Below are 15045 nucleotides of genomic sequence, written 5' to 3' on the forward strand. Positions count from 1 at the left end.
ATTTAACAATTCAGGTATACACCTGCCAAGGGCTCACAGAGCGCGATGCGAGCCCCATCGCTTATTCAATCACAATCCCGCTTCGGCAAAGCTGCGGGCCAACTCAAGTGCGCCTTCCAGCGCAGCCGGATCGGTACCGCCACCCTGAGCCATATCAGGGCGACCACCACCCTTCCCGCCCACATGCGCAGCAGCCTGCCTCATCAGATCGCCCGCCTTTAGTCGACCGGTCAGATCCTGGGTCACGCCCGCGACCAGCACGACCTTACCGTCTTGCTCGCCACCCAGCAGAATCACGGCAGAGCCCAGCTTGTTCTTGAGCTGATCGACCATAGCCATCAGCGCTTTGCTATCCAGCCCATCAAGGCGAGCAGCCAGCACCTTAACGCCCTTGATCTCGACGGCAGATCCCGCCAGGTCATTACCAGCTGCGCTGGCAGCCTTGGCCTTGAGCTGCTCAAGTTCCTTTTCTAGCTGACGGTTACGTTCAAGCACACCGGAGAGCTTATCGAGAACATTTTCACGACTGCCTTTGAGCAGGCCTGCCGCTTCCTTGAGCTGCTCTTCCGCCTTGTTCAGGTACGCCAGCGCACCAGCACCAGTTACCGCCTCGATACGGCGTACACCCGATGCCACACCGCCTTCACTGATGATCTTGAACACACCAATATCACCGGTGCGGGCAACGTGAGTGCCGCCACAGAGTTCAATGGAGAAGCCGTCACCCATAGTCAGTACGCGCACGGTATCGCCATACTTCTCACCGAACAGCGCCATGGCCCCTTTGCGCTTGGCGCTTTCGATGTCCATTAGCTCGATTTGAACCGTCGTGTTCCGGCGAACCTCGGTATTGACGATTTCTTCCAGCTCCTTGAGCTGTTCAGGTTTGATAGCCTCGAAGTGACTAAAGTCGAACCGCAGACGCTGACTATCAACCAGGGAGCCCTTTTGCTGGACGTGATCGCCCAGTACCTGACGCAGTGCGGCATGCAGAAGGTGAGTCGCCGAGTGGTTAAGTGCCGTAGCCTGGCGCACAGAGGCGTCGACTTGTGTTTCCAGTGTCTCGCCTACCTTGAGCGTACCAGCGGCAACCAGGCCATGATGCAGGAACGCACCGCCTGCCTTAGTAGTGTCACGCACATCGAAACGCTGGCCGTCAGCGAACAGATAACCGCTGTCACCCACCTGACCGCCCGACTCGGCGTAGAAAGGTGTCTGATCAAGCACCACGACACCCTCGTCACCTTCAACCAGTTGAGGCACCGGACTGCCTGCCTTGAACAGCGCAACGATCTTGCCACTACCGGCGTGACTGTCATAACCCGTGAAGAGCGTCTCGCCCTCGACTTTGACCAGACTGTTGTAGTCCACACCAAACGAGCTGGCCGAGCGGGCTCGCTCACGCTGAGCCTCCATTTCACGCTCAAACCCTTCCTCATCCAGGGTCAGGTTGCGCTCACGTGCGATGTCGTTTGTTAAATCAACGGGGAAGCCGTAGGTGTCATACAGCTTGAACACCACATCACCCGGGATCACGTCGCCTTCAAGGCCAGCCAGATCCTGCTCCAGAATCTTGAGGCCCTGCTCCAAGGTTTTGGCAAATTGCTCTTCCTCGGTACGTAGAACGCGCTCGATATGTGCCTGCTGATCCTTTAGCTCAGGGAAGGCCTCGCCCATTTCAGCCACCAGGGCCGCCACGATCTTGTGAAAGAACGTACCCTTGGCGCCGAGCTTATTACCGTGACGGCAGGCACGACGGACGATACGACGTAGTACATAGCCGCGACCTTCGTTGGAAGGCAGTACACCATCGGCAATCAGGAAGCCGCAGGAGCGAATGTGGTCGGCTACAACCTTGAGCGAAGGCGCGTCATCATTGGCGCAGCCGATTGCCTGCGCAGAAGCCGCCAAAAGATTCCTGAATAGATCAATTTCGTAGTTGGAGTGAACGTGCTGCAGAACGGCACTGATACGCTCAAGCCCCATCCCCGTATCCACACTGGGCGCCGGCAACGGGTGAAGAACCCCGTCAGCCGTACGGTTGAACTGCATGAATACGTTGTTCCAGATCTCGATATAACGATCACCGTCTTCTTCTGGCGAGCCGGGTGGACCGCCCCAGATGCCTTCACCATGGTCGAAGAAGATTTCTGTGCAAGGGCCGCAGGGACCTGTGTCGCCCATTGCCCAGAAATTATCCGAGGCGTAAGGAGCGCCCTTGTTATCACCGATACGAACCATGCGCTCGGCAGGCACGCCAACGTCCTTGGTCCAAATGTCGTAGGCTTCATCGTCGGTGGCGTAGACGGTAACCCAGAGCTTTTCCTGCGGCAGACCCAGCCACTTGGGTGAGGTCAGGAATTCCCACGCATAACTGATGGCGTCACGCTTGAAATAGTCGCCAAAGCTGAAGTTACCCAGCATCTCGAAAAAGGTGTGGTGACGTGCTGTATAGCCGACGTTTTCCAGGTCGTTATGTTTACCGCCGGCACGTACGCATTTCTGACTGCTGGTCGCACGAGTATAGGTGCGCTTTTCAAGGCCGAGGAAACAGTCCTTGAACTGGTTCATGCCTGCATTGGTGAACAGCAGGGTTGGGTCGTTCGCGGGGATCAGCGAACTTGAGGCCACTCGAGTGTGCCCCTTCTCTTCAAAGAAGCGGAGGAAGGCTTCACGGATTTCTGCGCTTTTCATAAATTCTTCCAGACAGATACAGGGCTACAGCGCGCCAGCAAAGTCTTGCAGTATATCGGGACGGAGCGCCGGCTGTCGTCAATTTGCGATATAGGCGTTGCCTATTTGATTCAAGTAGATTCAGGCCTTGCGATAGGCGGCGAATGCCTCCAGCACGGTTTCAATGTTTGCGCTGGACACATCCAGATGCGTCACCAACCTTAACCGTGCGGCCGGGCTGACTACAATGCCTCTTTCTCGCAGAAAAGAAGCGAGTTTGGGAGCCTTGTCGCCCGCGGCAAGGTAAACCATATTGGTCTGCACCGGCTCGACAGTGTAGCCCAGCTTTTCAAGTCCTTCAGCGAGGCGAGCTGCGTTGGCATGGTCTTCTGCCAGTCGGGTCACGTTGTGCTGAAGCGCGTAAAGTCCTGCTGCCGCCAGGACGCCCGCCTGGCGCATGCCGCCGCCAACGACCTTACGCCAGCGAATGGCCTTATCGATCAATCCCTGGCTGCCACACAGAACTGATCCTACTGGCGCGCCAAGACCTTTTGAGAGGCACACCGATACAGAGTCGAAGTGACACGTAATGTCTTTTGGTGGAACGCCCAGCTTGACGACCGCATTGTAGAGACGGGCGCCATCCAGATGGAGTGCCAATTCATGCTCGTGGGTAAAGCGGCGTGCATCAGCAAGATAGCTCAGGGGAAGCACCTTGCCGTGCATGGTGTTTTCCAGCGCCAGAAGGCGGGTACGTGCAAAATGAAAATCCCTGGGCTTGATGTAGGACGCTACGCGATCCAGATCCAGGCTTCCGTCAGCCTCCATCTCGACTGGCTGTGGCTGGATCGAGCCCAGAACAGCGGCCCCACCGCCTTCATATTTATAGGTATGCGCCAGCTGCCCTACCAGGTATTCATCACCTCGCTCGCAGTGCCCCATCAGCCCCATCAGGTTGCTCATGGTCCCACTCGGCACAAACAAACCAGCCTCGAAACCCAGCTCATCTGCCAGATAATGCTGCAACTTGAGAACGGTAGGGTCCTCACCGTAGACGTCGTCCCCCACCTCAGCCTTCGCCATGATGTCGCGCATCGCTGGCGTAGGCTGGGTGACGGTATCACTTCTCAAATCGATGAGGCTCATGCAAACAGCTCCGGAAAGAGAAAATCCCGATGCTAATGCAAAGCCGCCTCGAAAATCACGAATTGTCTAAAGCTTTGGTTGGAACGATCAAAATCCCTGCGCGCAGACCGGGTCTTACGTTGGGATTTGGAAAGATGATCCTGGCGTCCGTTTCAGTGACTATCCACTTTTGAGAGCCATCCTCTGCAAGCAGATAGCCTTCGGGCAGTGGACTGAAATTCGCGACATCGTCAGCCAGATGCAGGCGAAACGCTTCACTCTGCTTGATGATTTCTCGCGATACGTGAAACACCTTTAGCCGCTCCAGTGTTTGCGTCAACTCGGGCTCGCACTGCTCAATGATAGCCTTAAGTCGGGACTCGAGCTGACTAACATCGACGCCGGCATTCTGACCGAATGGACGAGCCTTTCCCAACTCAAGCGTAAAGGCTTCAGCCTGATGGGCCGCGTAGCTGTAAGCGCTGAAGGTGATACCAGGCTTGCTCTGCAATAGCACAGCGTCAATACCGGCGGCTTCGAGCCTGGCCATCTCGGCCTGCGAGTGCTCTCGCCCCTCGCTCCAGGGATACAGCGCAAAACGCTCAATGGCCGAACCACGGATTGCCGTATGCAGATCGTAATGCAGTCGAGCTCTGTCCGGCTCGCTGAAAAACTGTGCGACCAAGCGCTCCAGCTGATCGGCCCGCTGAGCTTCGAATCCTGACGTCAGCACATGTTTACCGTTGAACAGGCGATTCATATCCTGCTCGACAAAGCGAACATTGCGCCGCATGGCTTCGGGATTACCCAGAAGAAAGAGAATGCGAACACGAGGCTTTATCTCACCTCTCGCAATGCGTTTGAGCAGCCGATCCAGCATTTCGATAGGTGCTGTCTCGTTGCCGTGAATACCGGCTGAAAGCAGGAGGTCGACTCCTGCATCCGTTCCGTTGGCCGGCTTGACGAGCAAGGCGCCCTCATTCAACCACTGCAAGCGAATACCGCTGGAGGTAACCTGGATTTTTTCGGCTGGCTCTCGGCCAGCCAGTGTGAGTTCAAGCAGTTTGCCCAGAGAAAGACCGTACTGTTCCGTCATGATGATCCTGGCTGGCAAGTAGTGTTAGTCAGTGACCATGCCCACAACCACAATCTGGACCATGCTCATGGTCCTCTTCGACCGGCTCCAGACTGAGCGCCAGTCCAAACTGGTTCACTGCCTGCGGGCGTAACCCCAGTACCGGGGTCTCAGCCTCATCTTCAAAGGACTCGGCATAGATCGTAAGCCCACCCTGTCCGTCTGGCTCCAGCCAGAGGTCACGGCCATTGATTTGAACGGCAACGCGGGCAGCTCGCGCTTCGCGGCGCTCGCCTTGGGTGTCTTCGAGAATAAGGGACAAGCTTTCGATCATGTTTGTACTCAATCGATCTGGAATGGATAAACCGAACCCAGCTTCAAGATTTGTGTAAGCTCATCCAGGGCTGTTCGGCACTCGAGTAGTAGCTGCGGATCAGCCAGATCAGATACGTTAAGGCGATCCCGGTAGTGAGTATCTACCCAGGTTACCAGTCGTGTATAGAGCTCGGACGTCATCAGCACACCAGGATTGACAGCTTCAAGCTCTGTCTGCTTCAGCGCTACACGTAGCCGTAGACAGGCTGGCCCCCCACCATTCTGCATGCTCTGTTTGAGGTCGAATACCTTGACCTCGCGGATAGGCCCATCACTTTTGACGAGCTGATCCAGATATGTCCACACCTGAGCATTCTGGCGGCACTCTTCAGGCACGATCAGTAGTGTCTGGCCATCCGGCTTGAGCAGCAATTGGCTATTGAACAGGTAAGACCGTACCGCGTCATTGACGCTTACCTGACTACGGGGTACGCATACGGCGCGCAGCGTCCCGCCACGTCGAGCCAGCTTGTCGGTCAACTCCTTGAGCACGCGATCGCTTTCGAGGAAAGCATCCTCGTGATAGAACAATACTTCAGCATTGCCCACCGCGATCACGTCATTATGGAAGACCCCCTGGTCGATGACTTCAGGATTCTGCTGAGCATAGACCACACCCTCTTCCGTCAGTCCATGCAGCCGCGCTATGGCCTGGGAGGCTTCCAGGGTTTGACGCGCCGGATAACGCTGCGGCGCCGGGTAGCGGTTGTCGAAAGCACTCCGACCAAACACGAAGAACTCTACGCCAGCCTCGTCATAGTCGCGGCAGAAACGCGTGTGGTTGGCAGCCCCTTCATCACCAAACTGGTTTACGGCCGGCAAGGCCGCATGATGCGCAAAATGCGTTTCATCACGAAACATGGCTGCCAGTACACGGCTGGTCGTAGGGTGCTCGATGCTACGATGAAACTTACTGTTCAGGTTGGCTGCCGTGAAGTGCACCCGTCCATCTGCCGTATCTGCGCTAGGACTGATGGTAGCGGCATTGGCCGTCCACATTGAAGAAGCAGAGCTGACCGAGGCAAGCAGCGGCAAGGCTTCCCTGGCGGCGCGCTCTATGACCTGAGCATCTGTCCCGGTGAAGCCCAGCTGGCGCAACGCAGCAACGTGGGGACGCTCCTGAGGCGCGAATACGCCCTGTTTGAAGCCGAGCTCCATCAACGCTTTCATTTTGGCCAGCCCCTGGCGAGCGGCTTCGCGAGGATTCGAAGTGAGTTGCCCATTGCTTTGAGAGGCTACGTTTCCATAGGAAAGCCCACCATAGTTATGGGTCGGGCCGACCAATCCGTCAAAATTGACTTCATAAGCGTTCATAGATGGACTCCAGGCAACAGTGTTGCCGGTAAATCAAGCGTGTCGGCTTCCAGCGAGGCGACCGGATAAGCGCAGTAGTCCGCCGCATAATAAGCGCTGGGACGATGATTGCCGGAAGCGCCTATACCGCCAAAGGGAGCACTGCTGGCAGCACCTGTCAAAGGCCTGTTCCAATTGACAATGCCCGCGCGCGACTCGATCAGGAATTGTTCGTACCTCGCGCTGGATGACGAGAGCAAGCCTGCCGCCAGGCCAAAGCGGGTAGTGTTAGCCTCGCGTACAGCTTCGTCGAAGCTCTCATAGCGAATGACTTGCAGCAACGGCCCGAAGAACTCCTCGTCAGGGCGATCGGCAACGCTGGTCACATCCAGAATGCCAGGCGTGAGCAAAGCGCTCTCAGCATGAGGCTGAGTCATGGTCAGCAGTGGCACTGCACCCTTGGCCAGGAAACGCTCTTGCGCTTCAAGTAGCTGGCGGGCAGCGTCCAGAGAGATAACAGCCCCCAGGAAAGGAGCCGGCTCCTCATCAAACCGTCCTACTTGCAGCCTGGCCGCTGCCTGTACCACACGCTCCAGAATGATGTCGCCCTGCTCCGTATTCGGTACTAACAGACGGCGTGCACAAGTGCAGCGTTGCCCGGCCGAAATGAAGGCAGACTGTACAATCGTGTAGACCGCTGCATCGATCTGATCGACCGTGTCGACCACCAGCGGATTATTCCCTCCCATTTCAAGCGCCAGGATCTTGTGGGGGGCACCGGCAAACTGTTGATGGAGCAAGGCGCCCGTCCGGCTTGACCCCGTAAAGAACAGCCCATCGAGGTCAGGCTGCGCAGCCAAGGCAACACCAGTAGCGCGAGCCCCTTGCACCAGGTTGAGTACGCCTTCCGGTAACCCCGCCTCGATCCAGCACTTGACCGTCAGCTCGGCGACAGCAGGCGTCATCTCACTGGGCTTGAAAACAACAGTATTTCCTGCCAGCAAAGCCGGCACGATATGCCCGTTGGGTAAGTGGCCTGGGAAGTTATAAGGACCAAATACCGCAACAACACCATGGGGCTTGTGTCGTAGCCGCGTTTTAGCCTCGCCCAAGACGCCCGCCTTTTCACCCGTGCGCTCATGGTAGGCCTGAACCGAGATGGCCACCTTGTTCATCATACTGGTGACTTCTGTCGCAGCTTCCCAAAGAGGCTTGCCGGTTTCCACACCAATGGTATTGGCCAGTTCCTGACTACGCGTCTTAAGTGTTGCTGCAAAGGCTTCGAGCACCTTGATACGCTCGTCCAGCGGCTTGCGAGCCCATGCAGGAAAAGCGGCGCGAGCAGCGGCTATAGCGTCCGATACCTGCTTGTCAGAGGCTTCGTTTCCACGCCAGATCACGGCTTGCCCGACAGGGTTGAGCGAAGTGAATTCGGCGCCTTCGCCAGCCAGCCATTGACCGCCAATGTAATGCGTACTCATGTCGTTTTCTCCTAGGGCGCTACTGACACTGCGCGGACCTGAGCGCCAGCAGACAACTGCAGCCTTCTCGCCGTAACAGGGTCAACCACCAGTGTTCCAGAGGCTACCCGTGCAGGTGCAGCGGTAATCCGGCAGCCTTCTCGCTTACGGTTGTGAATTACATAGGGCTGGGCATCTTCGCCCGGCGTGCCGATGGACAAAACGAGTATCTGGCTATTCCGAATGGCACGAACCTTGTCGGTTTCGCATTCAATCGCCGGGCCCGCGTCGAAGATGTCCACATACCCCTGGTAGGCAAACCCTTCTGCATTGAGCATGCGAAGTGCAGGCTCGGTATCAGGATGGACGCGGCCAATGACAGCACGTGCTTCTTCTGAGAGGAAACACGTGTAAAGCGGAAACTTGGGCATGAGTTCGGCAATGAATGACTTATTGCCTACACCGGTCAGGTAATCCGCTTGAGAAAACTCCATCTTGAAGAAGTTACGCCCCAGGTTTTCCCAGAAAGGCGAAAGTCCTCGGCTGTCCGACACCCCACGCATTTCTGCGATCAGCTTATCTGAGAACAACGAGCGGAACTCGGCGATGAACAGAAAGCGCGCCTTGGACAACAGACGGCCGTTCAATCCGTTACGATGGCCTGCGTGCAGAAATAACGAGCAGAGCTCCGAATTACCGGTCAGGTCATTGGCCATGAACAGCGTGGGAATCCGCTGATGGATATTGAGTTCGCGAGAGGCACTGACTGTCAGCCCCACCCGGTAGTTGTACCAGGGCTCACGTAGACCTACGGCGCCGGCAATACCGGAAATACCGATAACGGTGCCATCGTCCTGCTCGAGTACGAAGAGATAATCCGCATCGGCACGCTCGACGTCGCCGCGGAAGGTTTTTTCAGCCCATTCCACCCGATGAGCCAGACGCTCTTCACTGGCAGGCAAAGTGGTAAGCCCGGCGCCTGTAGTGCGCGCAAGCTCGATTAGCGCGGGCAGATCCGCGCGGGTGACAGGACGAATAATCATATTCCCTCCGATGACCCAGACCGGCGCTTCGCCGCGCCTGCGTCTGACGTGCCCTGGGCACGCACTACTCTCATGACGACAGCACGTATCATGGTTAAACAGCGACGAGCCGTACGGTATCGCCAGCCTTGACGTTGAGTGCGGCGGCGGCGGCACTCGACAGAACTGCCGGCGCTCCTGGCTCCCAATCGAGCTCGTGAACAATGGCACGGAAGTCCTGTAGCAGATCATTGCTGATCAGATAGGCACGGTTGCCGTCGACCGCATCCTGCACCTCCACCGCGACCACATGACTCCCTGCCATCGAACGGATGTTGTTGGTACGCGCATGCAACGTCGGACCGCCATCGAAAATATCGACGTAATTGTCAGTTTCGAAGCCTTCGCGGGTCAGGATATCGAAAGTGATCTGCGCACGTGGATGAACCTGGCCAATGGCCTCTTGGGCGGCATCTGTCAACAACGGCACATAGATCGGATAGATCGGCATCAGCTCGGCCAAAAAAGTGCGACTCTTGGCACCGCAGATGCGCTCCGCTTCGGCATAGCTCACATCAAAGAAGTGACGGCCTACTGAGTCCCAGAACGGCGAATCGCCCTGCTCGTCACTCATGCCTACAATTTCGACCACGACAGACTCGGCAAATCGCTCGGGATGACCAGCCATGAACATCAATCGACCCCGTGAATTGAGCTCGGCTATAGGGGTATCCAGAAAATCACGATCGATGTAGAAGCTGCTCAGCACACTGTTGCCCGTCAGGTCGTGGCAGAGTGAAAGCACATGCGTCTTATTGTGAATCTTGAGCTCACGCGAGGCATGGATAAAGGTCTCGTTGCGAAAGCTGTAAAACGGTTCGGAGAAGCCAGCCGTAGCAATGATGGCTGAACAGCCAACCAGACGCCCCGTGTCTGAATCCTCCAGTACGAAAAAATAACTTTCCTCGCCATTGAAGCTTACTTCGGCGGCAAAAGAGGCTTCTGAAACCCGGATCTTTTCCTTGAGCCGCTCGATGTCATCCGGCAAAGAGGTGACACCTACCGGACTGTCCGCGGCCAGATGCTGCACATGGGGCAAATCAGCTGCCCGAGCAGGTCGCATCACCAGCATGAAGTCACTCCTTCTAATTTTTCTAATTGAAATCGCTCTTGAATACCGTGGCGCCTCCCTGCGCCACGTTCAGGCTCAAGCCTGGGTAATGCGGGCCACAGCGCGCTCTAGTCGCGCCAGGCCTTCATCAATGTCAGCCTCGCTGATGACCAGACTGGGAGCAAAGCGGATGACATCCGGACCGGCCTGAAGCACCATCAGCGACTCCTCGTTGGCTGCCGTCAGCACTTCCTTCGCCCGACCTTTCCAGGGCTCGCTCAGCGGAGCGCCAATCAGCAGGCCCATCCCGCGCACACCGGAGAAGATGCCGTACTTGCGGCCCATGGCCTCAAGCGCGGTACGGAAACGGTTATGGCGAGTCTTCACACCCTCTAAAACCTCAGGCGTGTTGACTACGTCCAGCAGGGCGGAACCGATAGCACAGCCGAGAGGGTTACCACCGTAGGTGCTGCCGTGAGTGCCTACCGAAAGATGTGCCGCCAGCTTGTCAGTTGTCAGCATTGCCGCCAACGGGAAACCGCCACCAATGCTCTTGGCTGTAGTCAGTACATCTGGTGTGATGCCGTAGTGCATGTAGGCATAAAGGTGGCCGGTACGGCCTACCCCACTCTGCACCTCATCGAATACAAGCAGTGCGCCATATTGGTCGCACAGGTCACGTGCGCCTTGCAGATACGCCTGGTCACCCGGCAGTACTCCACCCTCGCCCTGGATGGGCTCGAGCACGACCGCGCAGGTCTTTTCGGAGATGGCCGCCTTGAGTGCGTCCAGATCGTTATAAGGCACATGGGTGATACCTTCGATCTTTGGACCAAATCCTTCGGAATACTTGGGTTGCCCGCCCACGCTTACCGTGAACAGTGTGCGGCCATGAAAGCTGTTGGTTGCAGCAATGATTTCATAACGGCTTCCGCCACTGACGTCATGCCCATAACGACGGGCCAGCTTGAACGCAGCCTCGTTGGCTTCTGCGCCGGAGTTGGCAAAAAACACCCGGTCGGCAAAGGTAGCGTCAACCAGCTTGCGAGCCATGCGTAATGCAGGCTCGTTGGTGTAAATGTTGGATACATGCCAGAGCTTGTTAGCCTGCTCCATTAAGGCCTGCATCAGGGCGGGATGACCGTGCCCCAGTGCGTTAACCGCAATGCCGCCAGAGAAGTCGATCAGCTCACGCCCGGCCTGGTCCCAGATGCGTGAACCTTCGCCTCGGACGGGAATGAATGCGGCGGGCGCATAATTGGGCACCATGATCTGGTCGAAGTCGGTGCGTTGCACCGAGAACTGCGGAGCAGACATCGAAAATTCTCCTGCCTGTTGTTGGCTAGCGATGGAAGGATTGTAGGGAGTAGATCACGCCGGGCATTGCCGCTATGCGACAACTATTTACAGCGCACAACCAGCCAGCGGAGCGGCTTACAGATATGCGACAGAAAACATCGGCAATACGCAGTCTAGGGTGTACGGAGAGATGCGGGAAGCATCAGTAGATGCTCATCTTTAACGCACAGTTAGGCAACAATGAGTGAAACGCTGAAATAGTGGCCGCAGAAACGCTTTCTGCAGCCACTGGATCTTACTGGGCAGAATTAGGTGCTACACGGCTGGTGCCGTTTACCGTCACGATGCGTACGCGCTCGCCTACCCGGAATACCTCTCCCTTGCTGACTTCCTGTACATAGGCACGTGTACTGCCGTCGTCTTCACGTACCGTCACTTCGACCCCGTTGGCACGAGTAAAACCTTCTTCGGTAGCGGCACCAAGCAGGCCGCCTGCTACGGCGCCCACGATAGCGGCGACATAGCTACCCCGACCGCCACCTACGCCACTGCCGGCGATACCACCTACCGCCGCACCGGCACCTGCGCCGATGGGGGTCTTGGTTCCTTCAATCTTAACGGGGCGCAAGGCTGTGATGGTCCCCATGCGTACGGTCTGAACCTGACGAGCCTCATCGCGTGAGTACACGTCACCGGTCTGGCTGGATACGCACCCGGCCAGCAGCGCGGAGGCGGTCAGTGCAGTAATAATTTGAGTGGTCTTGTTCATCATTCAACTCCAGTTCCTACAGGGCTGTTCTCGGCGGAACCCTATGGTGGACCCTCCGCCTTACAGGAATGTTCAGCTTTTATCATCCTCTCATATGGCCTCAAGGCAAACGGTTGAATCTTTTGATCCAGACAGCTTTCGTTCATCCGCTTCGCTTGCTTTACCTGAAATAGGACGACTCATCCTGTTCAACCCTCGCGTGATTGCCGGGCCAGACGCCAGACACGAGCAAGGTCGGTTGCGCGCGCGCACAGCTCCTGTGCGGCGGTCCGACAGGCCTGCTCCAGCGTGACAGGGCCAGGCACCAGACTGAATGCCGCCTCAATTCCTGCCTCATATACCTGCTGGTAGTGCGCACCCAAGCTACCCACCAATGCAATGACAGGCACATCAGCCTCACGGGCGACCCTGGCAACTCCTATGGGCGTCTTGCCATGCAGGCTTTGGTAATCCAGTTGCCCCTCTCCGGTAATGACCAGATCCGCGTCCCGGAGCGCCTCTGCCAGCCCGGAAACTTCTGCAACCAGCTCGACACCCGATCGAAAATGCGCCTGAAGAAAGGCCCTAGCAGCAAAACCCAGCCCCCCTGCCGCTCCCACTCCTGGAAAGCAACTGTGATCTTCCCCAAGTACTTGAGCTGCAACCTGAGCGTAATGCCCAAGTGCTGCATCCAGCACAGCGACATCCTCAGGCGTTGCGCCCTTTTGAGGGCCAAAGACATGGGAGGCACCATGAGAGCCACACAAGGGGTTATCGACATCGGCAGCCACATCGATCTGAACGGTAGCAAGACGCTTATCCAGGCCGTTCAGCTCAATACGGGCAAGTTCGGCTAACGCAGCGCCCCCTGGCGGCAGAGGTTGACCATGTTTATCCAGGAACTTAACTCCCAAGGCGTTCAGCAACCCCGCACCGCCATCATTCGTAGCGCTGCCACCCAACCCCAGGATAATTCGTCGAGCTCCAGCATCCAGTGCAGCGCGGATCAACTCACCGGTACCGTAGCTACTGGCTCGTCTGGCATCCCGCTGCGCTTTTGGCACCCAGTGCAAGCCGCTGGCAGCCGCCGTCTCGATCACGGCTGTCCCCTCGCCCAGCCATCCCCAGTGAGCCAATACCGGCTGCCCCAGCGGCCCCTGCACGGTCAGCTCACGACGCTCTCCTCCGGTTGCAGCCAGCAAGGCCTCGACCGTGCCCTCTCCTCCGTCGGCCATGGGTTTGAGTTCGATAGTGGCGGAGGGAAAAACCGCTCTCCAACCCTCTGCAATAGCCTGGGCGACCTCGGGTGCGCTCAGGCTTTCCTTGAACGAATCAGGTGCGATCACGAGTTTCATCAATGTTCTCCCGGCTGACGGTTCGCCTGTCGATGGGTATGGCTGCTCGTTACAGCAGGAAAAGACTTAAAAGCCATACCGTAGCCATCCCGGCAAGTCCTTGAATCAGGGTAGCGAGTGTCTGGGCACGGTACGCTGTGGCTACGCTCATACGGCTGAATTGAGTCACAACCCAGAAAAAGCTGTCGTTGGCATGTGAAACCGTCATCGCTCCAGCGCCGATCGCCATTACGGTCAATACACGCCCCATCTCACTGTCGAGTCCCAGTTGGCCCAGCAGTGGTGCCACCAAGGCAGAGGTTGTCACCAGTGCGACCGTAGTCGAGCCTTGGGCTGTTTTCAGGGCGGCGGACACTACGAATGGCATGAACAGCCCAATCCCCAAGGCGGAAAGCGTGCTGCCAAGGTAATCGCCCAGTGGAGTGACTTTGAGCACGGCACCAAACGCCCCACCAGCGCCGGTAATAAGCAGGATGGGAGCCGCTGACAAGATGCCTTCGGCCACATGGTTCTGAAACTCCTGGCGCTTGTCATCGCCCTTGAGCAGCGAACAGGCCAGCACCAGGCCTACCAGCAGCGCCGGGACGGGTTGCCCAATAAAACCCAACAGCGTCAACACCGCCCCTTCTCCGAAAGGCTTGCTGGGAAAGGCAGCGATTGACCCCAGGCAAATCAATCCAATGGGAACAAAAATTGGGGCAAAAGCCTGCCAGGCGCTGGGAAGTACACCATAACTTTCGCGTAATGCCGTGAAATCCGCTTGGGAAGGCATCGGCGTGCCATCGTCGACCAGCGGGATGTCTTTATCCAGGAAGCGGTTGGCCCACCAAAGCCCTGCCATGGCTGTCACGAATGACACGACAAGGCCGACGCCGATAACCAATCCGAGGCTTGCATCGAGCCCTAGATTACCTGCAGCCGCAATCGGCCCCGGCGTAGGTGGCACAAAGGTATGCGTAGCATAGAGGCCAGTCGCCAGGGCTACACTCATGGAAATCAGGGAGACCTTCATACGAGCAGCCAGAGCATTCTTAAGCGAGTTGAGAATCACGTAGCCGGAATCGCAGAATACGGGTATCGAAACCAAGTAACCGATGATCGACAAGGTCAGGGTTGGGAAGCGTTCGCCGAGTACGCGAATCACGGTTTCCGCCATGGTTATGGCCGCGCCGCTACGCTCCAGAATTACACCAATGATCGTGCCCAGCACAATGACGATACCGATATATCCCAGGATGCTGCCAAAGCCTGCTGTAAGGGTTTTGGTGATATCGGCGATGGGCACCTGATAGGCGAAACCGGCGAGAAAAGCCGCCAGGAGCAAGGCCAGAAATGGATGAAGCTTGAAGCGTGTGGTGGTCACGACGATGAATGCTATCAACGCCACCAGAATAAGGACGAGGCTCATGACAGGCTCCGGTTGTTATTGTGATCGGATAACTGTGGATGAGCTTATTGTGCTATCAGTTCAATGAGTTCCGCTTGGTACAAAAGCACAAGATAAGCAGC

The 15045-nt window shown here is 57.0% G+C and carries 12 protein-coding genes; all 12 read right to left on the bottom strand.

All coding sequences use genetic code 11. From position 1 onward, the window contains the following. Window positions 1-69 precede the first annotated feature (69 nt). Window positions 70-2694, bottom strand: a complete 2625-nt coding sequence (gene alaS / locus GM154_RS12050; protein WP_219652362.1) for an alanine--tRNA ligase — start codon at window positions 2692-2694, stop codon at window positions 70-72. A gap of 120 nt (window positions 2695-2814) precedes the next feature. Beyond that, window positions 2815-3819 carry a low-specificity L-threonine aldolase gene (gene ltaE, locus GM154_RS12055; protein ID WP_219652363.1) on the bottom strand — a complete coding sequence of 335 codons (1005 nt, stop codon included), beginning with the start codon at window positions 3817-3819 and terminating at the stop codon, window positions 2815-2817. A gap of 55 nt (window positions 3820-3874) precedes the next feature. Next, window positions 3875-4894 (bottom strand): succinylglutamate desuccinylase, encoded by a 1020-nt coding sequence (gene astE, locus GM154_RS12060; RefSeq protein WP_219652364.1) that lies wholly within the window; start codon window positions 4892-4894, stop codon window positions 3875-3877. Between the two features lie 28 nt (window positions 4895-4922). After that, window positions 4923-5207, bottom strand: coding sequence for a GTPase (locus GM154_RS12065; protein ID WP_219652365.1), 285 nt, complete (start codon window positions 5205-5207; stop codon window positions 4923-4925). Between the two features lie 8 nt (window positions 5208-5215). Continuing rightward, the gene (gene astB, locus GM154_RS12070) at window positions 5216-6562 is read right to left on the bottom strand and encodes an N-succinylarginine dihydrolase (protein ID WP_219652366.1); all 1347 of its coding nucleotides are present in this window, start codon (window positions 6560-6562) and stop codon (window positions 5216-5218) included. Next, window positions 6559-8022 (bottom strand): succinylglutamate-semialdehyde dehydrogenase, encoded by a 1464-nt coding sequence (astD, locus tag GM154_RS12075; RefSeq protein ID WP_219652367.1) that lies wholly within the window; start codon window positions 8020-8022, stop codon window positions 6559-6561. Before astD ends, astB begins: the two co-directional genes overlap by 4 nt. Window positions 8023-8033: 11 nt before the next feature. Next, window positions 8034-9044, bottom strand: coding sequence for an arginine N-succinyltransferase (astA, locus tag GM154_RS12080; protein WP_219652368.1), 1011 nt, complete (start codon window positions 9042-9044; stop codon window positions 8034-8036). Between the two features lie 94 nt (window positions 9045-9138). Beyond that, window positions 9139-10155, bottom strand: coding sequence for an arginine/ornithine succinyltransferase subunit alpha (gene aruF / locus GM154_RS12085; protein WP_010794962.1), 1017 nt, complete (start codon window positions 10153-10155; stop codon window positions 9139-9141). 75 nt (window positions 10156-10230) lie between these two features. Next, complete coding sequence (locus GM154_RS12090) at window positions 10231-11451, bottom strand: aspartate aminotransferase family protein (protein ID WP_219652369.1); 1221 nt, start codon at window positions 11449-11451, stop codon at window positions 10231-10233. Between the two features lie 277 nt (window positions 11452-11728). After that, window positions 11729-12202 (bottom strand): glycine zipper 2TM domain-containing protein, encoded by a 474-nt coding sequence (locus tag GM154_RS12095; RefSeq protein ID WP_010794964.1) that lies wholly within the window; start codon window positions 12200-12202, stop codon window positions 11729-11731. Window positions 12203-12390: 188 nt separating this feature from the next. Beyond that, entirely contained in the window at window positions 12391-13536 is a 1146-nt protein-coding gene (locus tag GM154_RS12100) for a glycerate kinase (protein WP_219652370.1), read from the bottom strand. Window positions 13537-13585: 49 nt separating this feature from the next. Continuing rightward, window positions 13586-14944 carry a GntP family permease gene (locus tag GM154_RS12105; RefSeq protein ID WP_074823810.1) on the bottom strand — a complete coding sequence of 453 codons (1359 nt, stop codon included), beginning with the start codon at window positions 14942-14944 and terminating at the stop codon, window positions 13586-13588. Window positions 14945-15045: the final 101 nt, after the last annotated feature.

Source organism: Pseudomonas sp. MAG002Y, from assembly GCF_019400845.1.
GTDB lineage: Bacteria > Pseudomonadota > Gammaproteobacteria > Pseudomonadales > Pseudomonadaceae > Chryseomonas > Chryseomonas luteola.

Bases quoted from the DNA above. Each gene is read 5' to 3' on its own strand.
- alaS (WP_219652362.1), bottom strand. From the start codon at position 2,694: ATGAAAAGCGCAGAAATCCGTGAAGCCTTCCTCCGCTTCTTTGAAGAG.
- ltaE (WP_219652363.1), bottom strand. From the start codon at position 3,819: ATGAGCCTCATCGATTTGAGAAGTGATACCGTCACCCAGCCTACGCCA.
- astE (WP_219652364.1), bottom strand. From the start codon at position 4,894: ATGACGGAACAGTACGGTCTTTCTCTGGGCAAACTGCTTGAACTCACA.
- GM154_RS12065 (WP_219652365.1), bottom strand. From the start codon at position 5,207: ATGATCGAAAGCTTGTCCCTTATTCTCGAAGACACCCAAGGCGAGCGC.
- astB (WP_219652366.1), bottom strand. From the start codon at position 6,562: ATGAACGCTTATGAAGTCAATTTTGACGGATTGGTCGGCCCGACCCAT.
- astD (WP_219652367.1), bottom strand. From the start codon at position 8,022: ATGAGTACGCATTACATTGGCGGTCAATGGCTGGCTGGCGAAGGCGCC.
- astA (WP_219652368.1), bottom strand. From the start codon at position 9,044: ATGATTATTCGTCCTGTCACCCGCGCGGATCTGCCCGCGCTAATCGAG.
- aruF (WP_010794962.1), bottom strand. From the start codon at position 10,155: ATGCTGGTGATGCGACCTGCTCGGGCAGCTGATTTGCCCCATGTGCAG.
- GM154_RS12090 (WP_219652369.1), bottom strand. From the start codon at position 11,451: ATGTCTGCTCCGCAGTTCTCGGTGCAACGCACCGACTTCGACCAGATC.
- GM154_RS12095 (WP_010794964.1), bottom strand. From the start codon at position 12,202: ATGAACAAGACCACTCAAATTATTACTGCACTGACCGCCTCCGCGCTG.
- GM154_RS12100 (WP_219652370.1), bottom strand. From the start codon at position 13,536: ATGAAACTCGTGATCGCACCTGATTCGTTCAAGGAAAGCCTGAGCGCA.
- GM154_RS12105 (WP_074823810.1), bottom strand. From the start codon at position 14,944: ATGAGCCTCGTCCTTATTCTGGTGGCGTTGATAGCATTCATCGTCGTG.